The sequence below is a fragment of the Roseomonas sp. KE2513 genome, from assembly GCF_016107305.1.
Lineage (GTDB): Bacteria > Pseudomonadota > Alphaproteobacteria > Acetobacterales > Acetobacteraceae > Roseomonas.
On record NZ_RCVR01000008.1, the window covers coordinates 130,467 to 151,786 of the forward strand.

The 21,320-nt window shown below is 69.8% G+C and carries 23 protein-coding genes; 12 read left to right on the forward strand and 11 right to left on the reverse strand.

Going from position 1 to position 21,320, the window contains the following annotated elements; all coding sequences use genetic code 11:
- Positions 1–42: 42 nt before the first annotated feature.
- The 11 genes from radA to rpsF form a co-directional block, all read right to left on the reverse strand.
- Positions 43–1,485, reverse strand: coding sequence for a DNA repair protein RadA (gene radA / locus D9599_RS10560; RefSeq protein WP_198381191.1), 1,443 nt, complete (start codon positions 1,483–1,485; stop codon positions 43–45).
- A gap of 75 nt (positions 1,486–1,560) precedes the next feature.
- Positions 1,561–2,589, reverse strand: coding sequence for a spore photoproduct lyase family protein (locus tag D9599_RS10565; protein ID WP_198381192.1), 1,029 nt, complete (start codon positions 2,587–2,589; stop codon positions 1,561–1,563).
- A gap of 43 nt (positions 2,590–2,632) precedes the next feature.
- Positions 2,633–3,688 carry a spore photoproduct lyase family protein gene (locus tag D9599_RS10570; protein WP_198381193.1) on the reverse strand — a complete coding sequence of 352 codons (1,056 nt, stop codon included), beginning with the start codon at positions 3,686–3,688 and terminating at the stop codon, positions 2,633–2,635.
- Positions 3,689–3,728: 40 nt separating this feature from the next.
- A complete protein-coding gene (locus D9599_RS10575) occupies positions 3,729–4,544 on the reverse strand; it encodes an ABC transporter ATP-binding protein (RefSeq protein ID WP_198381194.1) in 816 nt (271 codons plus the stop codon).
- A complete protein-coding gene (locus D9599_RS10580) occupies positions 4,541–5,344 on the reverse strand; it encodes an ABC transporter permease (protein WP_198381195.1) in 804 nt (267 codons plus the stop codon). The genes D9599_RS10575 and D9599_RS10580 overlap by 4 nt, the downstream gene beginning before the upstream one ends.
- Positions 5,341–6,393: an alanine racemase gene (alr, locus tag D9599_RS10585; RefSeq protein ID WP_198381287.1), complete on the reverse strand. Its 1,053-nt coding sequence runs from the start codon at positions 6,391–6,393 to the stop codon at positions 5,341–5,343. The genes D9599_RS10580 and alr overlap by 4 nt, the downstream gene beginning before the upstream one ends.
- Before the next feature lie 28 nt (positions 6,394–6,421).
- Positions 6,422–7,942: a replicative DNA helicase gene (locus D9599_RS10590; RefSeq protein WP_198381196.1), complete on the reverse strand. Its 1,521-nt coding sequence runs from the start codon at positions 7,940–7,942 to the stop codon at positions 6,422–6,424.
- A 10-nt stretch (positions 7,943–7,952) separates the two neighbouring features.
- Positions 7,953–9,239, reverse strand: a complete 1,287-nt coding sequence (locus D9599_RS10595) for a cyclopropane-fatty-acyl-phospholipid synthase family protein (protein WP_232480353.1) — start codon at positions 9,237–9,239, stop codon at positions 7,953–7,955.
- A gap of 148 nt (positions 9,240–9,387) precedes the next feature.
- Complete coding sequence (rplI, locus tag D9599_RS10600) at positions 9,388–9,954, reverse strand: 50S ribosomal protein L9 (RefSeq protein ID WP_198381198.1); 567 nt, start codon at positions 9,952–9,954, stop codon at positions 9,388–9,390.
- A 16-nt stretch (positions 9,955–9,970) separates the two neighbouring features.
- Positions 9,971–10,249 carry a 30S ribosomal protein S18 gene (rpsR, locus tag D9599_RS10605; RefSeq protein WP_043830720.1) on the reverse strand — a complete coding sequence of 93 codons (279 nt, stop codon included), beginning with the start codon at positions 10,247–10,249 and terminating at the stop codon, positions 9,971–9,973.
- A gap of 6 nt (positions 10,250–10,255) precedes the next feature.
- Complete coding sequence (gene rpsF / locus D9599_RS10610) at positions 10,256–10,726, reverse strand: 30S ribosomal protein S6 (protein WP_198381199.1); 471 nt, start codon at positions 10,724–10,726, stop codon at positions 10,256–10,258.
- Between the two features lie 359 nt (positions 10,727–11,085).
- Here rpsF and aqpZ point away from each other — a divergent pair, with 359 nt between their 5' ends.
- The 12 genes from aqpZ (at position 11,086) to mltG (ending at position 21,303) form a co-directional block, all read left to right on the forward strand.
- Positions 11,086–11,826 carry an aquaporin Z gene (aqpZ, locus tag D9599_RS10615; RefSeq protein WP_232480354.1) on the forward strand — a complete coding sequence of 247 codons (741 nt, stop codon included), beginning with the start codon at positions 11,086–11,088 and terminating at the stop codon, positions 11,824–11,826.
- 133 nt (positions 11,827–11,959) lie between these two features.
- Complete coding sequence (locus D9599_RS10620) at positions 11,960–12,229, forward strand: hypothetical protein (RefSeq protein WP_198381200.1); 270 nt, start codon at positions 11,960–11,962, stop codon at positions 12,227–12,229.
- A gap of 242 nt (positions 12,230–12,471) precedes the next feature.
- A complete protein-coding gene (locus D9599_RS10625; protein ID WP_198381201.1) occupies positions 12,472–13,503 on the forward strand; it encodes an ABC transporter substrate-binding protein in 1,032 nt (343 codons plus the stop codon).
- Positions 13,503–14,255, forward strand: a complete 753-nt coding sequence (locus tag D9599_RS10630) for an ABC transporter ATP-binding protein (RefSeq protein WP_198381202.1) — start codon at positions 13,503–13,505, stop codon at positions 14,253–14,255. Before D9599_RS10625 ends, D9599_RS10630 begins: the two co-directional genes overlap by 1 nt.
- Positions 14,252–15,052 (forward strand): ABC transporter permease, encoded by an 801-nt coding sequence (locus tag D9599_RS10635; protein WP_198381203.1) that lies wholly within the window; start codon positions 14,252–14,254, stop codon positions 15,050–15,052. Before D9599_RS10630 ends, D9599_RS10635 begins: the two co-directional genes overlap by 4 nt.
- 40 nt (positions 15,053–15,092) lie before the next feature.
- The gene (locus D9599_RS10640) at positions 15,093–16,103 is read left to right on the forward strand and encodes an isopenicillin N synthase family oxygenase (RefSeq protein ID WP_198381204.1); all 1,011 of its coding nucleotides are present in this window, start codon (positions 15,093–15,095) and stop codon (positions 16,101–16,103) included.
- Between the two features lie 127 nt (positions 16,104–16,230).
- On the forward strand, positions 16,231–17,190 hold the full coding sequence (gene fabD, locus D9599_RS10645; protein WP_198381205.1) for an ACP S-malonyltransferase: 960 nt from the start codon (positions 16,231–16,233) through the stop codon (positions 17,188–17,190).
- 5 nt (positions 17,191–17,195) lie between these two features.
- Positions 17,196–17,669 (forward strand): GNAT family N-acetyltransferase, encoded by a 474-nt coding sequence (locus tag D9599_RS31305; RefSeq protein ID WP_198381206.1) that lies wholly within the window; start codon positions 17,196–17,198, stop codon positions 17,667–17,669.
- Positions 17,657–18,394 (forward strand): 3-oxoacyl-[acyl-carrier-protein] reductase, encoded by a 738-nt coding sequence (gene fabG / locus D9599_RS10655; protein WP_198381207.1) that lies wholly within the window; start codon positions 17,657–17,659, stop codon positions 18,392–18,394. The genes D9599_RS31305 and fabG overlap by 13 nt, the downstream gene beginning before the upstream one ends.
- A gap of 195 nt (positions 18,395–18,589) precedes the next feature.
- The gene (locus D9599_RS10660) at positions 18,590–18,829 is read left to right on the forward strand and encodes an acyl carrier protein (protein ID WP_043830727.1); all 240 of its coding nucleotides are present in this window, start codon (positions 18,590–18,592) and stop codon (positions 18,827–18,829) included.
- Positions 18,830–18,964: 135 nt separating this feature from the next.
- Positions 18,965–20,248 (forward strand): beta-ketoacyl-ACP synthase II, encoded by a 1,284-nt coding sequence (gene fabF, locus D9599_RS10665; RefSeq protein ID WP_198381208.1) that lies wholly within the window; start codon positions 18,965–18,967, stop codon positions 20,246–20,248.
- A gap of 50 nt (positions 20,249–20,298) precedes the next feature.
- A complete protein-coding gene (mltG, locus tag D9599_RS10670) occupies positions 20,299–21,303 on the forward strand; it encodes an endolytic transglycosylase MltG (RefSeq protein WP_198381209.1) in 1,005 nt (334 codons plus the stop codon).
- Positions 21,304–21,320 lie beyond the last annotated feature (17 nt).

Sequence of the window (21,320 nt, forward strand, 5' to 3'; positions counted from 1 at the left end):
GGGGGTGGCATGTTGCCGGGCCATGGGAAGGGCGCCGGCCGGTCAGTCGAACTCGGCCTCGGCGGGTTCGGGCTTCGCCTTTTCCTTCGCCGCCGGCTTGCGGGTGGCGCCCGCCGCGAAAGGCGCCACTAGGTCGGCGAGGTGGCCGGTCTCGCTCAGCCGCAGTCCCTCGGGCGCGCTGAGGGAGCGGCCGCCGCGGGCGACGCGGCGGGGAAGGGTGGCGGCGGAGAAGCCGAGCTTGGCCGCCTCGCGCAGGCGAAGCTCGGTCTGGGCGACCTGGCGTATCTCGCCGGAGAGGCCGACCTCGCCGAAGTAGACGGTGTCGGGGGAGCAGGGGCGGTCGGTCGCGGCGCTGACGAGGGCGGCGGCGACCGCGAGGTCCGCCGCCGGCTCGTTGATCCGCAGGCCGCCGGCGATGTTGAGGTAGACGTCGTTCATGCCGAGCGTCATGCGGCACCGGCTCTCCAGCACGGCGAGCAGCATGGCCAGCCGGCCGGAGTCCCAGCCCACCACCTGCCGCCGCGGGCTGCCGCCGGCGGAGGGCGAAAGAAGGGCCTGGACCTCCACCAGCACGGGGCGCGTGCCCTCCAGCCCCGCGAAGACGGCGGAGCCGGAGACGTTGCCGCGGCGCTCCGCGAGAAAGAGGGCGGAGGGGTTGGGAACCTCGGCGAGGCCCGTCTCTGTCATCTCGAAGACGCCGATCTCGTCGGTGGCGCCAAAGCGGTTCTTGGTGGCGCGGAGGATGCGGAACTGGTGGCCGCGGTCGCCTTCGAAATAGAGGGTGGCGTCCACCATGTGCTCGAGCACGCGGGGACCGGCGAGGGTTCCCTCCTTCGTGACGTGGCCGACGAGGACGAGGGCGAAGCCGCGGGACTTGGCCAGCCGCCCCAGCTCGGCCGCGCAGGCGCGGACCTGGGAGACGGTGCCGGGGGCCGAATCGAGGCTGTCCAGCCAGACGGTCTGGATGGAGTCCATGATGACGAGGCCGACGTCGCGCTCCTCCTCCAGGCTGGTCATGATGTCGCGGAGCGAGGATGCGGCGGCGAGGCCGAGAGGGGCGCCGGCGACGCCAAGGCGGAGGGCGCGGAGGCGCACCTGCTCAATCGCCTCCTCGCCCGAGACGTAGAGGGTGCGCTTCCCGGCCTCGGCCACGCGGGCGGCCGCCTGGAGAAGGATAGTGGATTTGCCGATGCCGGGATCGCCGCCGACCAGCACGACGGAGCCCGGGACGAAACCGCCGCCGAGGACGCGGTCCAGTTCCGCCATTCCGGTGCGAGTGCGCGGCGGGGGGGAGGACTGGCCCTTGAGGGGGACGAACTCCACCCGCCTGCCGCCAATGGCCGCCTTGGCTGGTCCGGGCGCGCGGGCCTCTACCACCTCCTCGGCGAGGGTGTTCCAGGCGCCGCAGCCCTCGCACTTGCCCTGCCACTTCGGGTGGACGGTGCCGCAGGACTGGCAGACGAAGCGGTGGGTGGGTTTCGCCAAGAGGGGCCCGATCAGGAACGAAAGGTGGACAATTGGATGTAGCGCGCAGTCGGGCCGGTTAGAAGGGGCGGCGCGTCAGGTCCAATAGAGGATGCGGGCCTGGGGGAGGTGGCGGGCGACGCTCGCTTCGAGGCTAGCGCGAAGCTCGGCCATGCGCTCGCGCGGGAAGACGTATTTGATAGAGCCGAACTTGGTGGTTTTCCGGGTTCGCTGCGCCGGGTCCATCTCCAGGGCGCTGCCGGGATACCAACCCTGGAGGATCTCGCGGGAGCCCTCGGTGAAGCGGTGGGTGATGAGCTCCACGGTCAGGTCGGGGTCCGGGGTGCCGGACAGAGCCGCGCCGCAATCGGCGAGCAGCGTGTCGTAGGCCTCGGCCCAGTCCGGCAGGGCGAGGATGGGGGCGACGGTCAGGCCGATGCGATAGCCGGCGAGGGCGGCCTTGCGCATGGCGGCAAGGCGCTTCGCCACCCGCGGGGCGCCGCCCTCGAAGCGCTCGGCGGCGCGGGCGTTGACGGAGAAGCGGATGCGGGTGCGGTGGCCGTGGGGCAGGGCCAGCAGAGGATCGATGGCATCGTATTTCGTTGTGAAGCGAAGCTGGGCCTCGGCCTCCCAGGCGCCGAAGAAGCGGATCGTTTCGGCCAAGCTACCGGTGATGTGCTCGATGCCCAGGGGATCGGTGTAGCAGGAAGCCTCGAAGGTGGTGCCCTCCGCCATGCGGGCGGCGTTGCGGGAGGTGACCTGGCCCTGGCCGAGCAGGGGCGGCAACTCCGCCAGGATCTCCGGCAGGTTGGCGTAGGCGCGGATGATCGGCGGACCCTTCAGCGAGCCCGCGAGATAACAGTAGGCGCAGTGGGCAGGGCAGCCCTCGGCCAGGTCGAAGCGCCAGTCCGCGCTCGGCGGGATGGGCTGCGGGCGGCGCCGGCTGGGGGAGGCGGTGACAACGGCCATGGTGGTCTTGGCGTCGCGGTAGGTGTCGGGCAGGCCGGTGAGGCGGTCGGCCTTCAGGCGGACGATCTCGGTGCCCAGTGCCGCCGCGCGCTCGGCCATGGCCTCCCCTTGCGGCCAGGAAAGGGCGGCGGGGGTGATCAGAAGGCGCTTCGGCACCCAGGGCGGGTGCGGGCGCGCGGGCGCGGGGGACGCCAGGACCTCAGAAGGCATAGCGCACCCGGCAATAGGGCATGCGGTCGGCCAGCAGGTCTTGGAAGCGGCGGAGCCAGCGGCCCTTCCAGCCCGTGCGATAGCGGAGGTTCACGCCACCGCCCTCGGAGAGCTTCGTCTCCTGGATGTCGGGACGCCAGAGAAGTTCCTCGGCCTTGGGGTGCCAGGCGAGGTTGATCTCGTGCAGCCCTTCGTTGTGGGTGAGCATGATGATCTCGGCGGCGAGCTGGTCCTTCACGGCAGCTGGCAGGATGTCGTCCAACTCGGCGAAGAGGGCGCCCCATTCCTCCTCCCAGCCCTCGCGCAGGACGACGGGGGAGAAGTTGAGGTGGACCTCGTAGCCGGCGCGGTGAAGCTCGGGGATGGCGGCGATGCGCTCGGCCACGGGGGAGGTGCGGACGTCCAGCAACTTCGCCATAGCTGGCGGCATGAGGGACATGCGGATGCGGGTGCGGCCCTGGGGGTCGTAGGAGAGCAGGTCCGGGTTCACCCACTTCGTCGCGAAGCTGCCCTTGGCATTGGCGATGCCGCGGAAGGTGGCCACGAGGTCGCGGACATTGTCGGAGATGAGGGCGTCCACCGAGAGGTCGCCGTTCTCGCCGAGGTCATAGACCCAGTCGCGCGGGTCCACCTGGTTGGGCTCAGTCTTCGGGCCCTGCCGGGCGGCGTGGCGGGCGATGGAGGCCGCGATCTCTTCGATGTTGATGAAGACGCTGATGGGGTTCGAGTGCCCCTTGCGACGCGCGACGTAGCAGTAGGCGCAGGCCATGGCGCAGCCGTTGGAGGATGAGGGCGCGATGAAATCCGCGCTGCGGCCGTTCGGGCGGAAGGCGAGGCCCTTCTTCACGCCGAGGACGAGGGTGTCGCGCTTGTTGCGGAGGTAGTCGCCAGGATCGGCCTCCCGCAACTCGGGAATGCGCCAGTGGGAGGCAACGGGGATGCGCTCGGCGTCCGGGAAGCGGGCGAGGATCTCGCGGCCACGGGCGTGGGCCTCGACCGCGGGCTCAAGGTAGATGCGGGCGATGTCGAGGAGGGGGCCGGTCATCCGACCGGGGATATGGGGTCTCCGCGCGATCCCGACAGGCTTAGCGCCGCAGTTCCATCTTGATCGGGCCCTCCCGCTCGCCCCGGGCGAACTGGTCCACGATGGGATTGCCGGTCTGACCGAGCGTGGCGGCGGGGCCGGTCCAGACGATGCGGCCCTGGTGGATCATGGCCGCGTGGTCGCCGATGCGCCGGGCGCTTGCCATGTCGTGGGTGATGGTGACGGCGGTGGCGCCGAGGCGCTTCACGCAGTCCACGATCAGCCCGTCGATCACCGCGCCCATAATGGGGTCGAGGCCGGTGGTGGGCTCGTCGAAGAAGATGATCTCGGGCTCGGAGGCGATGGCACGGGCGAGGGCCACGCGCTTCTGCATGCCGCCCGAGAGCTCGGCGGGGGAGAGGTCACCGACCGAAGCATCGAGGCCGACATCGGCCAGGGCCTGGGCGGCCTTGTCTCTGGCCTGGCGGCGGTCGAGGCGCTTCTGGGCGAGGAGCTTGAAGCAGACATTCTCCCAAACCGGCAGGCTGTCGAAGAGGGCACCGTTCTGGAAAAGCATGCCGGTGCGGTCGAGCACCGCCTCGCGCTCGCGGGCGGACATAGCCAGCACGTTCCGGCCGTCTATCTCGATGGTGCCAGAATCCGGGGTGATGAGACCGAGGATGCACTTGATGGTGACGGACTTGCCGGAGCCGGAGCCACCCAGGATGACCATTGAACTGCCCGGCATGACGTCGAGATCAACGCCGTCGAGGACCTTCTTCGGCCCGAAGGCCTTGCGGAGGCCGCGCAGGCGGATCTTCGGGACTGCCGGCTCGGCAACCGGGGCGTCCAGGGGGGCGCTCAGGGCCTCGTTCATCGGGAAAAGAAGGCCTCGGTGAGGACGTAGTCGAGGGCGAGGATAAGGATGGAGGAGGCGACCACCGCCTTGGTGGTGGCCCCGCCCACGCCCTGGGCGCCGCCGCGAGAATTGTAGCCGCACCAGGTGCCCATCAGCGCCACGACGAAGCCGAAGACGGCGGCCTTGACGAGGCCGCTGACGACGTCGGTCATCTGCACAAAGTCCAGCGTCGCCTTCAGGTAGGTGGGGCCAGAGAAGCCGAGCTTGAGGGTGGCGATGAGGTAGCCGCCCATGACGCCCAGCACGTCCGCCACCAGCACCAGCAGGGGCATCGCGAGCGTCGCGGCCAGCAGGCGGGGGGTGACGAGATACTTGATGGGATCGGTGGAGAGGGTGGTCAGGGCGTCGATCTGATCGGTCACGCGCATGGTGCCGATCTCAGCCGCGAAGGCAGCGCCGATGCGGCCCGAGACCATCAGGCCGGCGAGGACAGGGCCGAGTTCCCGCGTAATGGAGAGGACGACGACGTTGGCAACGGCGCCCTCGGCCCCGAAGCGCGAGAAGCCGGAGAAGGACTGCAGGGCGAGGACCATGCCCGTGAAGACCGCCGTCAGCCCGACCACGGGAAGGGAGAAGTAGCCGACCTCCAGGAAGGCGCGGAGGAGGAGGCGCGGGTGGAAGGGCGGCCGGACGGCGTGGCTGACCGCGTTGAGCGCGAAGAGGGTGACGGCGCCAGCGGTGCGGCACAGGTCCAGCACGGCGCGGCCGAGGGCGGCCAGCCCGTCTAGCGGGCGGGCGAGAAGGGAGGAGGAGCTCACGCGGCGGGCAGGTAGCTGCGGCGGTAGCGCGCGCCGAGGGAGGTCAGCACCTCGTAGCCGATGGTGCCGGCGCGGGCGGCGACATCGTCCGGGGACTGGCCGGAGCCGATCAGCTCGATCATCGAGCCGGGCGTGATGGAGGGGTGGTCGGTCACGTCGAAGGTGATGAGATCCATGGAGACTCGGCCGACGAGAGGGATATCCCGTCCGGCGTGCCGGGCGAGAGCCTGCCCGGAGAGGGACCTCAGATAGCCGTCGGCATAGCCCGCGGCAACGGTGGCGATCCGCGAAGGGCGCGCTGCGGTCCAGGTGGCGCCGTAGCCGACGGGGGTGCCCGGGGGAATTTCCCGGATCTGGAGGACCGGAACGTGGAGTTGCACGACGGGGCGCATGGGGTTGGGGCGGCCGGACATGGGGTTCAGGCCATAGAGGGCGCAGCCGGGCCGGGCGAGGTCGGAGGCGAAATCCGGGCCGAGGAAGAGGCCGGCGGAATTGGCGAAGGAAGCGGGGGCGGCGGGCAGGCGGGCGCGAGCTTCGGCGAAGCGGGCGGCCTGGGCCGCGTTCAGCGGGTGCGCGGGCTCATCGGCGCAGGCGAGGTGGGTCATGACGTAGTGAAGGGTGAGGCCGGCCAGGGAGGCTGGGTCATCGGCCAGGGACGCGACCTCGGCGGGGGTGAGGCCGAGGCGGGCCATGCCGGTATCGACGTGCAGGATGACGCCCGCACCGGTGTCGGCCCAGGCCTCGGTGTCGCCGGGTGAGTTGAGGACGGGGGTGAGGGCCGCGCCCTCGTCCGCGCCGGGGCGGAAGCCGTTGAGGACGGCGATCATGGGCGCGGGGCCGAGGGCGGCGCGGACCGCGATGCCTTCTGCCGCATGGGCGACGAAGAAGTGGCGGCAGCCGGCGGCGGCGAGGGCGGGGGCCACCTGGTCGGCGCCGAGGCCGTAGGCATCGGCCTTCACCGCGGCCCCCACCGCGCCGCCGCCCATGGCCGCGTGGCGGTCGCGGAGCGCGATCCAGTTGGCGGCGATGGCGCCGAGGTCGACGGTCAGGACGCCGGTGGTGTCAGCCCCGCTAGTCTCAACCGTAGTCGTTCTCGTCGTGGGTCTGGTCGAGGTCGCCGAAGCGGGTGAACTCGCCCTCGAAGAAGAGGCGGATGGTGCCGGTGGGGCCGTGACGCTGCTTGGCAATGATCAGCTCCGCCTTGTTGTGCGCCTGCTCCATATCCTTCTGCCACTTGTCGGTGGCCTCTGAGAACTTCTCCGGATTATCGAAGGCCAGCTCCTTCGGCATTTTCTGCTGCAGGTAGTACTCGTCGCGGTAGACGAACATCACGACGTCGGCGTCCTGCTCGATCGAGCCGGATTCGCGAAGATCGGCGAGCTGGGGGCGCTTGTCCTCGCGCTGCTCCACCTGGCGGGAGAGCTGGGAGAGGGCGATGACGGGGACCGACAGCTCCTTGGCGATCGCCTTCAGGCCTTGGGTGATCTGGCTGATCTCCTGCACGCGGTTTTCCGGTCGGGTGCCGGCGGCGGGGCGCATCAGCTGGAGGTAGTCCACGATGATGAGGTTCAGCCCGCGGGTCCGCATCAGGCGGCGGCAGCGGGTGCGCAGCGCCGAGATGGTGATGGCCGGGGTGTCGTCGATGAAGAGGGGGAGGGTGGCCAGTTCCCGGCTCACCTCCACGAACTTGTCGAAGTCCCGCTGGGCGATGTCGCCGCGGCGGATGCGGTCGCCGGAGACGCGGGACTGCTCCGAGAGGATACGGGTGGCGAGCTGGTCGGCGCTCATTTCGAGGGAGAAGATGGCGACGCCGCCGCGGACCACCGCGTTAGGGTCCTTCTCCTGCGCCTCCCGGATCACGGCCTGGGCGGCGCCGAAGCCGATCTTCACGGCCAGCGCCGTTTTGCCCATGGCGGGGCGGCCGGCGAGGATCAGCAGGTCGGAGGGGTGCAGGCCGCCGAGCTTCGTGTCCACGTCCCGCAGCCCCGTGGAGAGGCCGGAGACGCCGCCGGGCGTGCTGAAAGCGCGCTCCGCCAACTCAACGGCGGCGGTGAGCGCCTTGTCGAAGGTGACGAGGCCGCCTTCGGCGCTGCCGTCGGTCGCGAGGTCGAAAAGGGCCTGCTCGGCGGCTTCCAGCTGGGCCTTGCCGTCCAGCTCGGGCTCGGCGCCGAAGGCGCGGTTCACCACGACCTCGCCGAGGTCCACCAGCTGGCGGCGGAGGAAGCAGTCGAAGATGACGCGGCCGTACTCGCCGGCATTGATGATGCCGACCATGGCCGTGAGGAGTTGGGTCAGGTAGGCGGGGCCGCCGACCTCGTCCAGCAGGCCGGAATGCTCGAACTCGGCGCGCAGCGTGACGACGTCGGCGAGCTGGCCGGCCTCGATCCGGCGCTGGACGGCCTTGTAGATGCGGCCGTGGATGGGGTCGGCGAAGTGCTCGTCGGCCAGGAACTCGGAGACGCGCTCATAGGCCTTGTTGTTGGCCAGTAGCGCGCCGAGCAGCGCCTGCTCCGCCTCGATATTCGAGGGGGGCAGGCGCTGGGACAGGCCCGGCATTCCGGGTCCGCTCGGCTCCGCGAGGCTGTCAAAGGCGTTCATGAGGGCCAGTCTAGCCCTCGGCGCGCTCCACGTCCTCCTTCACCGCGCCGCGGGGTCCTGTGGACGGCGGTGGATCATGTGGATAAGCCGCGGCGCGCTCGGCGTCGAACATGTAGTCGCGGGCCAGCGGCAGGGCGTCCACGCGGCGGGTGAGCTGCATCTGCCAGTTCATGTGGCCCCAGCGGCGGAAGGCGAGTTCCGAGGCGGACAGGTAGAACTCGAACATCCGGCAGAAGCGCTCGTCGTACAGGGCCTTGATCGCGTTGCGGTTTGTCGCGAAACGCGCCCGCCAGTGGGCGATGGTCATGGCGTAGTGCAGGCGGAGGATCTCGATGTCGGTGATCCAGAGGCCCGCCTTCTCCGCCGAGGGCACCACCTCGGACAGGGCGGGGGAGTAGCCGCCGGGGAAGATGTACTTGGTGAGCCAGGGATTGGTGGTGGCCGGGCCCTCGGACTGGCCGATGGCGTGGATGAGGGCCACCCCATCCTCCTTCAGCGCCGATTTCACGGTGCGAAAGAAGGCCGTGTAGTGGTTGATGCCGACATGCTCGAACATGCCGACGGAGACGACCCGGTCCACCGGGCGCTTCCAGTTCCGGTAGTCCATCAACTCGAAGCGGACGCGGTCAGAGAGGCCGGCAGACTCGGCGCGGGCGCGCGACTCGGCGAGCTGCTCCTCGGACAGGGTGAGGCCGGTGACGCGGGCGCCGTGGTCGCGGGCGAGGGTGATGGCGAGGCCGCCCCAGCCGGAGCCGATGTCGAGCACCTCCAGGTCCGGGCGGTCGAGTCGCAGCTTGCTGGCGAGGTGGCGCTTCTTGAGTGCTTGGGCCTCCTCCAGGCTCTCCTGCCCGGTCGGGAAATAGGCGCAGGAATACTGCCGGTCGGCGTCGAGGAAGAGGGAGTAGAGCCTGCCGTTGAGATCATAGTGGTGGGCGACGTTGCGCCGGCTTCGAGTGGCCGTGTTCAGGTCCAGTAGCCGGCGGCTGATCCAGCGGGCGCCCTCGCTCAAGCGAACCGCCGGATGGCTGCCGCCCTGGGCGAGGTTGAGGATGATGACGTCCAGCAGGTCGTAGATGGTTGAGCCCTCGATGGGCTCGATGCTGCCGTCCATGTAGCCCTCGCCAAAGGCAAGGTTGGGGTTCATCACGAGGCGGCGGGCGATCGCTCCGTTGGTGAGCGCCATGGAGGCCGTAGGGCCAGGGTGGGTGCCGCCGAAGCTTGCCATGCTGCCATCGGGGCGGCGGAGGCGAAGTGTGCCGTGACGGATCAGTCTGGGTAAAATCGAGTCCAGGAGCAAAGACCAGTCCTCCTGTCCGGAGGCTGTTCCCAAGCACCGCGGGGTTCAATTAGTACGCGTTAGCTTCACGGAAGCGTGATTGACTGAAATGAGAATGGCCGCCCCCGTGAGGGAGCGGCCATTCGCGTTTTGCCGGTGCGGCCGACGGTTACTCGCTCGCGGCGCCCAGCTCGGAGAGCTCGGCGGCCAGCTCGGCCTCAAGGCTGGCCTCCTCGGCCTCCTGCTCGGCGCGCAGGTCCTCGCCGCGAGACTGCTTGTCGGCTTCCTCGGGCGTGCGGGCGACGTTCACCACCACGGGGATCGAGACCTCCGGGTGCAGGGCGATGCGGACGTTGGTGAGGCCCAGCGTCTTGATCGGCTGCTCCAGGATGACCTGGTCGCGGGTGATGATGAGGCCGGCGTCCTTCACCGCGTCCGCGATGTCGCGGCCGGAGACGGAGCCGTAGAGCGCCCCGCTCTCGCCGGCGGAGCGGATCAGGACGACCTGCAGGCCCTCCATCCGCTCGGCCACGCGCTCGGCCTCCTCGCGCCGCTTGAGGTTCTGGGCCTCGAGCTGCGCGCGATCCTGCTCGAACTTCTTGAGGTTGCTCTCGGTCGCGCGGATGGCGCGGCCGGAGGGGAGGAGGAAGTTGCGGGCGTAGCCGGGCTTCACCGTGACGGTGTCGCCCATCTGGCCGAGCTTCTCGACCCGCTGCATCAGGATGACGTTGATCATGGTCCCTGCGCCCCGATCAGTCGTTGATGACGTAGGGCAGCAGCGCCAGGAAGCGGGCGCGCTTGATGGCGTTGGCCAGCTCGCGCTGCTTCTTGGCGGAAACCGCCGTGATGCGGGAGGGCACGATCTTGCCGCGCTCGCTCAGGAAGCGGGAGAGCAGGCGCACGTCCTTGTAGTCGATCTTCGGCGCGTTCGGGCCGGAGAAGGGGCAGGACTTGCGGCGGCGATAGAAGGGCCGGCGGGCGCCGACGGCCGGGCGGCGCGCGGCGGGGGTCAGGTCGGTCGTGTCGGACATCTGTTCTTACTCCTCGCCGCCGTTGCCATCGAGATCGTCGCGGGGACGGGCGCGGAACTCCTCGCGGTCGTCGCCGCGCTCACGGCCACGGCCCGAGCCGAAGCGGCCGGCGGGGCGGGGGCCGCGGAAGCCGCGGTCGCGCTCACGATCATCGCCGCGCTTGGCGAGGATGGCAGAGGGGGCGTCGTCGATCGCCTCGATGCGCAGCGTCATGTGGCGCAGCACGTCCTCGTTGAGGCCGAGCTGGCGCGTCACTTCCTTCTCGGCGACCGGCGTGCAGTCGAGGCCGAGGAGCATGTAATGCGCCTTGCGGTTCTTCTTGATCTTGTAGGCGAGGCCGCGGAGGCCCCAGTACTCGCGCTTGCGGACCTCGCCGCCGGTCTCGCCGATGATGGCGGCGACCTGGTCGGCCACGGCCTCGACCTGGGCCTGCGTGAGTTCGTTCCGTGCGATCAGCACGGTTTCATAAAGCGGCATCGGGTTCCCTTCGGATGGCTCAGCCCGGGTTCCCCACAGGATGCAGGGGACGGAATGGGCATAGCCGGGCGCGATGCCTCGCGCCCGGCAGGGTGGGCGGCCGTATAGGGGATGGGCAAAGGGGGGGCAAGCGGTTCCGTTGGAAGTATTGGTGCGAGGACCGTGGGGCGGGTTTGCAGGGTGCGCTGGGTTGGGAAATAAATTTGCCTAGAGGGTTGAAAACTTAATTTTTCTGCTCGGAAAATCACGCGGATATGAATGCAACCTCGTGAAGGCATTATCTAACGATTGCCCTGGTTCCGGAGACTGACGGGCGGCGCTCCGCAACTTCGGCTCATCCGCCCTCAGGAAGATGCGCCATGGATCGCGATATGCAGCGGCGTCTAGCCGCGGAGTTTTTCGGCACCTTTTGGCTTGTTTTCGGCGGATGCGGCAGCGCGATCTTCGCCGCGGCCTTTCCCGAACTCGGGATCGGCTTCCTCGGGGTTTCCTTCGCTTTTGGGCTGACTGTTCTCACCATGGCTTATGCGGTCAGCCATATCTCCGGTGGGCACTTCAACCCGGCGGTGACGCTCGGCCTTTGGTCTGCCGGGCGCTGCGCCAACAAGCACGTCCTGCCCTATCTCGTGGTCCAGGTGATCGGCGCGGTGCTGGCGGCGGGGCTGCTCTGGCTGATCGCCTCGGGGAAGCTCGACTGGGTGCCGGCCGGCTTCGCCGCGAACGGGTACGGCGCGCTCAGCCCCGGCAAGTACTCGATGGGCGCCTGTTTCGTGGCCGAGTTGGTGCTCACCTTCTTCTTTCTCATGATCATCATTGGCACGACTTCGAAGGGAGCGGCGGCGGGTTTCGCGGGCATTTCCATCGGTCTGGCTTTGGTCCTGATCCATCTTATTTCCATTCCCATCACCAATACCTCCGTCAATCCGGCGCGCAGCACCGCCCCGGCGCTTTTCGGTGGCGCGGAGTATGTCGGGCAGCTCTGGCTGTTCTGGGTGGCACCTATCGCTGGTGCGATGCTCGCCGGGATTCTCGCGAAGATCCTCTACGAGCCGGCCGACATGATCGAGACGGTAGTGGTCGAGGAGGCGAAGGCGGCCTGACGGTGTCGACCGGCGGGCGGCGCCCCTTGCGTGCCCCGCTCGCCGCAGTTCGGCCCTTTGGCCGCTATCGTTGGCGTGCAGCCGGAGAGAGGCTTGCTCGTTAAGGTTGAGGCACAACTGAGGACATTGCCTCATGAACCGTCTCTCCCACCTCGTCCTGGCCGCGGGTCTCGTCCTTGGCCTCGGCGCGCTCGCTCCCGCCGCCCATGCGGCCCCGGCCGCGGCGGCGCCGATGATCGGGACCGCGCTCGGCGGCGCGAACACTGGCCTGTTGGAGGATGTCCGTTACGTGACCCGCTGCCGCCCTGCGGTGGTCTATCGGCGGGACCGCAGGGGGCGGCCGGTGCAGGTGCGCCGCGAGGTGTGCCGCCGCGTCTGGGTCGGGCCTGGCCGCCGCTTCTGATCGCCGGCTGGGCAGCGGTGCCCAGCTTCTGAGCGCTGTTGGGCCAGCGGACCTCTCCTGCCCGGCTGGCCCGGCTGGAAGGGCTGCGCTCCCGCCCGCCGATGGAAGAGGCGACTCGGCCCCTTCCACGTTGCGCTCACCGCACGTGGCATGGGCGTTGCTGGTCCTTAGGCATCGCCCAAAGCCGGGCTGATCCGCCGCGCCGGCCGCGCGCCGGCCGGCCAAGGGTGCGGGGACAGCGCATGATGCCCACTCGCCGGATCTTACTGGCCCTTTCCGCCGCGGGGCTTGCCCGGCCGGCCCTGGCGCAGCGCCGGCCGATGGCGGCGGCGACGCAACTCGGCTGGCTCCGGAACGGCGAGTTCGCCCCGATCATGGTGGCGGAGGCGAAGGGCTTCTTCGAGGCGGAGGGCATCGCCCACCGCATCATGGATGGCGGGCCGGGGCGGAACCCCATCCCGCTGGTGGCGGCCGGGCAGGCGCAGTTCGGGCTGGCGACCTCGGGCATGCACCTCATCGCTGCCAAGGTGGCACGGGACCCGGTGGACGTGACGGCGGTGGGCGCGCTCTACCAGGAGAGCCCTTCGGCCTATCTTCGCCTCGCCAGCCCCGGCGATCCGGAGCCGACGCCGAAGGACCTCGCCGGGCGGACGATCGGCGTGCAGGCGGGGTCCGAATACTTTGTGCGCGCCATGTGCCGGCGGAACGGGGTGGACGAGGGCAGGGTGAAGATCGTCACCGTGCAGGCGAATGCCGAGCCGTTGCTCATCGGCCGGGTGGACTTCTTCAGCGGTTGGGTGACGAACCAAGCTTACCAGATCGAGCAGGAGGTCGCGAAGCCGGACGCGCCCGCCAACATCCGCGGCAAGACCTGGCAGGCGGTCCGGCTCTCCCGATGGGGGCTGCCCTCCTATGGCGACGTGATCTTCACGGCGACGAAGACCGCGCAGGAAAGCCCGGAGCTGGTGCAGGGCTACCTCAAGGCCGTTGCGCGAGCGGTGCGCTTCATTCTGGACAGCCCGCAGGAGGCGATCGGTATTGTCGCCCGCTTCCCCGGGCAGGTGGAGAATGCTGAGCGCCTGGCCTGGCGCTTCCGGGTGCAGAACCCACTGCACAACTCCCCCGCGACCCAGGCGCACGGGGCGCTCTGGATGGAGCCCTCGGTCTGGGCGGACATGTCCACGGTGCTGCGGGAGGCGAACGAGATCCCGCGCGACGTGCCGCCCGAGGCAATCATGACCACGCGCTTCCTGCCGGGGGCGAGCCCGGCCTGATGGCGGCGCCGATCCTCATCCGCGGGGTCTCGCGCCGGTTTGGGAACAGCCTCGCGCTGACGCCGGTGAGCCTCGAGATCCAGGCGGGGGAGTTCGTCGCGCTGATCGGGCCTTCCGGCTGCGGCAAGACCACGCTGCTGCGGATCGTGGCGGACCTCGAGCAGCCGAGCACGGGCGAGGTGCGGATCGGAGAGGAGACGGCGGCGGGGGCGCGGCGCAAGCGGATGCTGGGCCTCGTTTCCCAGCGGCCGGCGGTGCTGCCCTGGAATACAGCGGCGGCGGACGTGGCCTTCACCCAGAAGGTGGCGGGGCGCGTGGGCTATCCGGCGGCCGGGCTGCTGCGGGAGTTCGGGTTGGGCGGGCACGAGGGCAAGCGGCCGGGCGAGCTGTCGGGCGGGATGCTCCAGCGGGTGAACATCGCCTCCGCCATCGCGCATGACCCGGCGGTGCTGCTGATGGACGAGCCCTTCTCGGCGTTGGACGAGATGAAGCGGGAGGAGCTGGGTGGCTGGTTCGACCGCGAGCTGGCGCGGCGGCCGAAGACGGTGCTGTTCGTCACGCATCACATTGACGAGGCGGTGCTGCTGGCGGACCGGCTGGTGGTGTTCTCCTCCTCACCCGGGCGGGTGCTGGACGTGGTGCGGGTGCCGGTGCCCCGGCCGCGCGACCCAGGCTTCCGGCGCGATCCGCGCTTCCTGGAGACGGCGGCGCATGTGCGGCGGCTTCTCTTTGGGGCGGAGGCGGCCGCATGAGCGGGGCGGATGCGGTCCGGGTGCCGGCGGAGGCGCGGTGGGCAGGCGTGCTGCGGGCGATGGCCGGGCCGTTGCTGCGCGGGCTGCTGCCGGTCGGGTCCATCCTCGGGTTATGGTATCTCGCGATCCTCACCTCGGGCCTGCCAGCCTTCGTGATCCCGCGGCCGGAGCGGGTGCTGGAGACGCTGGTGGAGGACCGGGCCTTCATCGCCTTCCACCTGCTCTCCACCCTAGAGGTGGCGGCGCTGGGGCTGCTCGTGGCCAATGTCGCGGGCGTGGGGCTGGCGGTGCTGTTCGACAGTCTGCCCTTCACGCGACCCCTGCTGATGCCGGCGGCCATCACGCTGCGCAACGTGCCCTATGTGGCGCTGGTGAGCGTGCTGATGCTGGCGATCGGGGACACCACGGGCTCGAAGGTGGCGGTGGTGGCGCTGTCCGGCTTCTTCCCGGTGCTGGTGAATACGATGCAGGGGCTGCGGGCGGCGGATACGGTATTGCTGGACCGCATGCGGATCCTGAATGCGGGCTGGTGGGAGACCTTCCGCCTCGTGCGGCTACCCTTCGCGGTGCCGTCGATCGTTGCGGCGCAGCAGATCGCGGGGACTTCCTCCATCATCGTGGCGATCAGCGCGGAATGGATGATTTCCTCGGAGGGGCTGGGTTACGTGATCAACCGGGCGATGCAGACCTATCGTGGCGACCAGGTCTATGCCGTGGCGCTGATCGCGACCGGGCTTTCGCTGGTGGTTTACGCCCTGGTGCAGCGGCTGGGGCGGTGGTTCGACTGGCGGCGCTGATCCCCGGCCAGGGGACGGCCGCCACGCAGGGAGAAGGGTGATGAACGAAGTGAAACCGGCTGGGAGCGTTCCCGCAATCGACGTGTCGGGGCTCTATTCCTCGGACCCGGCGGTGAAGGCGCGGGTGGCGGCCGAGATCGGGGCGGCCTGCGATTCCATCGGCTTCTTTTACGCCGTGAACCATCACGTGCCCGTGGAAGTAATGGAGGAGGCCTATCGGAAGAGCGGGGAGTTCTTCGCGCTGCCGATGGAGGAGAAGATGAAGATCGCCTCCGACCGGAACAACCGCGGGTATCGCGGGATGGACGACGTGGTCCACAAGAGCGGCCAGCGCTTCGCGCGCGACGCCTTCGACCTCGGCTATCCCGTCTCGGCCGACGACCCGGAGGTGCTGGCGGGCACGCCGCTCTACGCGCCCAACAAGTGGCCGGAACTGCCGGGCTTCGAGGCGGCGCTCTCGGCCTATTACCAGGGGTGCCTAGAGGTGGGGCTGAAGATCCTGGAGGGCTTCGCGCTCTACCTCGGGAAGGAGGAGAACTTTTTCTCGAAGCACTTCAGCAAGCCCGTCGCGGACATGGTCGTCAATCACTATTACGGCCACGAGCAGGCGCTGAGCCTGGGAGCGGGCGAGGTGGCCTCGGGCGCGCATACGGACCACGGGATCATCACCATCCTCTGGCAGGATGACTCCGGCGGGCTGCAGGTGATGGACGCGGAGGGGAACTGGCTGCCGGTGCCGCCGATCCGCGGCAGCTACGTCATCAACGTGGGCGAGCTGATGAAGCGTTGGACCAACGGGCGCTTCAAGGCGACGATCCACCGGGTGATCCACACGAAGAACACGGACCGGATCTCCATGCCGCTGTTCTGCAACCCGGATTTCCGCACCATGGTCGATCCGCGCCAGCTGGGCGTGCCGGATGCGGAGGTGAAGTATCCGCCGATCCTCTCCGGGGATTTCCTCGTGTCGCGCTTCCAGTCCACGCGGAAGCTCTGGGGGGCGGAGAACAAGGGGAAGGACGACAAGGCCATCGAGATGGCGGCGGAGTAGCGGCGTCTTGGGGCGGCGAGTGGTGCCGCCCCGGTCTCTGCTTGCGCGGCGGCCCCTATCCGGCGATTGACAGTTCCGTGACGCGGCCCTACCCCGCCGCGCCCCGTCCCGGAAGGTGTGTCCAAGAATGGCTCTCGCGCTCGTTTTCCCTGGCCAGGGCAGTCAGGCCGTCGGCATGGGCCGTGACCTCGCCGCCGCCTTTCCGGCCGCCCGGGAGGTCTTCGAGGCGGTGGACGAGACGCTGAAGCAGCACCTCACCCGCTTGATGTTCGAGGGGCCCGCGGAGGATCTGACCCTTACGTCCAATGCCCAGCCGGCGCTGATGGCGGTCTCGCTCGCGGTGCTGCGGGTGCTGGAGGCCGAGGGGGGCTTCGATGTTCGCGGACGCGTGGCGCTCGTCGCCGGGCACTCACTGGGGGAATACAGCGCATTGGCGGCAGCCGGGGCCTTCGACGTGCCGCAGGCGGCACGGCTGCTGCGCCTGCGGGGCGATGCCATGCAGGCGGCGGTGCCCGCGGGGACCGGGGCGATGGCGGCGCTGCTGGGTGCGGAGATGGAGCAGGCGCGGGCGATCTGCGCGCGCGCCGCGGTTGATCCCGTGACGGATGAGAAGGCGGTGGTGGAGGCCGCCAACGATAATGGTGGCGGGCAAGTGGTGATCTCCGGCCACAAGGCGGCGGTGGAACGGGCGGTGGAGATCGCCAAGGGCGAGGGCATCCGGCGCGCGATGCTGCTTCCGGTTTCGGCACCCTTCCACTCCTCGTTGATGGGCCCGGCGGCGGATGCCATGGCCGAGGCGCTGGAGCGCGACCCGCCGCGGGCGCCCGCCGTGCCGGTGGTGGCGAACGTGACGGCGGCCAAGGCGACCGACCCGGAAAGCATCCGGGACCTGCTGGTGCGGCAGGTGACGGGCACCGTCCGCTGGCGCGAATGCGTGGCCGCCATGGTGGAGATGGGCTGCGACACCTTCGTGGAGGTGGGCTCGGGCAAGGTGCTGACGGGACTGATGAAGCGGAATGCGCCGGACGCGAAGGCCATGGCCTGCGGCACTCCGGCCGAGATCGAGGCGGTGCTGCGCGCGCTGTGAGCGGCGTGTCACGCATTACCGTCGAGGAGGCGCCCGGCCCCTTCGAGCGGGACCAGGTCGGGCGGGACGAGGTCTGGTCGGGGCTGCTGGCCTTTAACGAGGCCGCGTCCGGGCCGGGCTCCTTCGCCTCCCGACCGCTCAGCGTGCTGCTGCGGGACGAGGCTGGGGCGGTGCTCGGCGGGCTGGTCGGGCGGAGCTATTCCGGCTGGCTCTATGTCGAGTTGTTCCACATCCCGGAGGCGCATCGCCGCGCAGGGCTCGGGCGGGAGATGCTGACGCTCGCCGAGCGCGAGGCGGTGGCGCGGGGCTGCGTCGGTGTGCGGCTGGAGACCTATTCCTTCCAGGCGCCGGGGTTCTATGCCCGCATGGGCTACACGGTGGTGGGAAGGTTGCGCGACTGCCCGCCGGGCCATACCCGCTTCTCACTCGCCAAGCGCCTCGATGGCGTGCCGCTGGAGGAATTTGCATGTTCGACCTGACCGGGAAGTCCGCCCTCGTCACCGGGGCCACGGGGGGGATCGGCGCCGCCATCGCCCGGGCCCTGCACGCCCAGGGGGCGCGGGTGGCGCTGACCGGTCGGCGGGAGGCGGAGCTGGCCTCGCTGGCGGAGGAGTTGGGGGAGCGCGCCTTCGTGGCCGCCGCCGACCTTTCCGACCCCGCGGCGCCGGCCGCGCTGGTCGAGAAGGTTGAGGCGGAGTTCGGGTCGCTCGACATCCTCGTGAACAACGCGGGGCTGACGCGGGACGGGCTGGCGCTGCGGATGGGCGACAAGGACTGGTCCGATGTGATCGAGGTGGACCTGAGCGCGCCCTTCCGCCTCGCGCGCGCCAGCTTGCGTGGGATGATGAAGCGGCGCTCGGGCCGGATCATCTCCATCGCCTCCATCGTGGGCGTAACAGGCAATCCGGGTCAGGCTAACTACGCGGCGGCCAAGGCGGGGCTGATCGGCATGAGCAAGGCGCTGGCCCAGGAGGTGGCACCGCGCGGCGTGACGGTGAACGTGGTGGCGCCCGGCTTCATCCGGACCGCCATGACGGACGCGCTGAACGACGCGCAGAAGGCGGCGCTGATGGGGCGGATCCCGCTGGGGAAGATGGGGGCGGTGGAGGATATCGCGGCCGCGGTCGCCTATCTCGCCTCCGACGAGGCGGCCTGGGTGACGGGGGTGACCCTGCACGTCAACGGCGGCATGGCAATGATCTGAGCGGCCTCGGCAGGGTGGGCCTTGATCGGGACAGGCGAGGCATCATCCTGTTGCACGGGCCGATGCTTGGTCTAGGCCCCCGGTAAAGGGCGTGCTAAGGCCCGCGCCCTGCGTTCGGGCGTTAAGCAAGGCTTACTGCCCGGCCGGCAATGGGGATTTCCGGCGGTTTCCCGCCATCAGGAGAGAGCAAGCGCGATGAGCGAAACCGCCGAGAAGGTGAAGAAGATCGTGGTCGAGCACCTCGGCGTCGAGGAGGCCAAGGTGACCCCGGAGGCTTCCTTCATCGACGACCTGGGCGCGGACAGCCTGGACACGGTCGAGCTGGTGATGGCCTTCGAGGAGGCCTTCGGCGTCGAGATCCCAGACGATGCGGCCGAGAAGATCACGACGGTCGGCGACGCGATCACCTATATCGACGCGCACAAGACGGCCTGAACGGCCGGTTGGGGAGGGGGCGGCCATCCGGCCGGCTCCGCCCCCTTTCAAACGGAGGCGCCAGGCGGGCCCGGATGACCGGGCACCGCCCGGACCCGGATCAAGGCCGGGCGGGGGCGCGGAGGAGTAGCGAGAGTGTTCGGTCAGCTCAGGGCCCCGCGCCGCGTCGTCGTCACCGGAATGGGCATCGCATGCCCGCTCGGGCTGGGAGTGGAGCGCGTGTGGAAGCGCATGCTGGGCGGTGAGTCCGGCATCTCCGCGATCCAGTCGTTCGATGTCTCCAATATCCCGGCCAAGATCGCCGGCACCGTGCCGAACGGCACGAAGGCCGATGGCGGGCTGGACCTGGCCGAGTGGATCCCGGTTAAGGACCAGAAGAAGATGGACCGCTTCATCCAGCTCGCGCTGGTGGCGGCGACCGAGGCGGTGGAGGATTCCGGCTGGGTTCCCGAGAGCGAGGATGACCGCCACGCCACGGGCGTGATGATCGGTTCCGGCATCGGCGGGCTGCAGACGATCTACGAGGCCTCGCTGCAGATCGCGGCGGGCAAGCACCGGCGGCTCTCTCCGTTCTTCATTCCTTCCGCGCTGATCAACCTCGCCTCCGGGCATGTCTCGATCAAGTACGGGTTCAAGGGGCCGAACCACTCGGTGGTGACGGCCTGCGCGACCGGCGTGCACGCGCTGGGCGATGCCGCGCGGCTGATCGCGCTCGGCGACGCCGACGTGATGGTGGCCGGCGGCGCCGAGGCGGCCGTGAGCGAGCTGGGCATGGCGGGCTTCGCTGCCTCCCGCGCGCTGTCCACAGCCTTCAACGACGAGCCGGCCAAGGCTTCCCGCCCCTGGGACAAGGACCGCGACGGCTTCGTCATGGGCGAGGGCGCGGGCGTGCTGGTGCTCGAGGAGTACGAGCACGCGAAGAAGCGCGGCGCCAAGATCTATGGCGAGGTGATCGGCTACGGCATGTCCGGCGACGCCTATCACATCACCGCCCCGGCTGAGGGACATGAGGGCGCCTTCCGGGCGATGACGGCCTGCCTGAAGTCGGCGGGCGTCGGCACGGGCGACATCCAGTACATCAACGCGCACGGCACCAGCACGCCGCTCGGCGACGATTTGGAGCTGCAAGCGGTGGAGCGGCTGTTCGGGGATGACGCCAAGAGCGTGGCCATGTCCTCAACCAAGTCGGCGATCGGGCATCTGCTCGGGGCTGCGGGCGCGGTGGAGGCGATCTTCTCGCTGCTGGCCATCCGCGACGCCGTGGCGCCGCCGACGCTGAACCTGCACGAGCCCTCGACCCCTTCGTCGATCGACCGGGTGGCGAACGAGGCGCAGCCGCGGAAGATCGAGGTGGCGCTGTCCAACTCCTTCGGCTTCGGCGGGACGAACGCTTCCATCCTGTTCAAGGCAGCGGCCTGAGCCGCGCTGCCCCGGGGCCGACCGCCGGGGCTTGAGGGGACCGGCCGCCCATGGGACGAGCGATCCGCTTCCTGATCATCTTGGTGCTGCTCCTCGGGCTGGTCGGGGGCGGCGCCTTCTTCTACGCGCGATCTGTTTATGAGCGGCCGGGGCCGCTGGCGGAGGCGGCGCCCTTCGTGGTGCCGCGCGGCGGGGCCGAGACGATCGGCGCGGCCTTGGCCGAGCGCGGCGTGGTGGAGGACGGGCGGGCTTTCCTGGCCGCCGCCTGGGCCACGCGCGCGAAGGGGCCGCTGCGGGCGGGGGAGTTCCTCTTTCCGGCCCGTGCCTCGCTGGCGGAGGTGCTGGAGGTGCTGCGGACCGCACGGCCGGTGCAACGCCGCCTGACCATCCCCGAGGGACTGATGGCCCGGCAGATCGTGGCGCTGATCGACAAGGCCGAGGGGCTGACGGGCGAGACGCCGCCGGTGGACGAGGGCGAGTTGCTGCCCGAGACCTATACCTACCAGTGGGGCGACACCCGGGCCGGGGTGGTGCGGCGTGCGACGGCGGCCATGGACGAGGCTTTGAAGGAGGCCTGGGCGAACCGGGCGCCGGACCTGCCGCTCTCCTCCGCCCGCGAGGCGCTGGTGCTGGCGAGCATCGTGGAGCGGGAGACGGGCCTGCCGGCGGAGCGGCCGCGGGTGGCCTCGGTTTTCCTCAACCGCATCCGGCAGGGAATCCCGCTGCAGTCGGACCCGACGGTGGCCTATGCCGCGGCGGACGGGGCGCCGCTGGAACGGGGGCTGACGCGGGCGGACCTCAACCGCGAGCATCCCTTCAATACCTACCGGAACCGGGGGCTGACGCCGGGGCCGATCTCCTCACCCGGCAAGGAGGCTTTGCGGGCGGTGACGCGGCCGGAGGCGACGGACTTCCTCTATTTCGTGGCGGATGGCACCGGCGGGCACGCCTTCGCGCGCACGCTGGATGAGCACAACCGCAACGTCGCTCGCTGGCGTGAGGTCGAGCGGGCGCGCGCGGGCACGGCACCCTCCGCGCCGGGCGGCGGCCGATGAGGCGGCGCAGCGCGCGA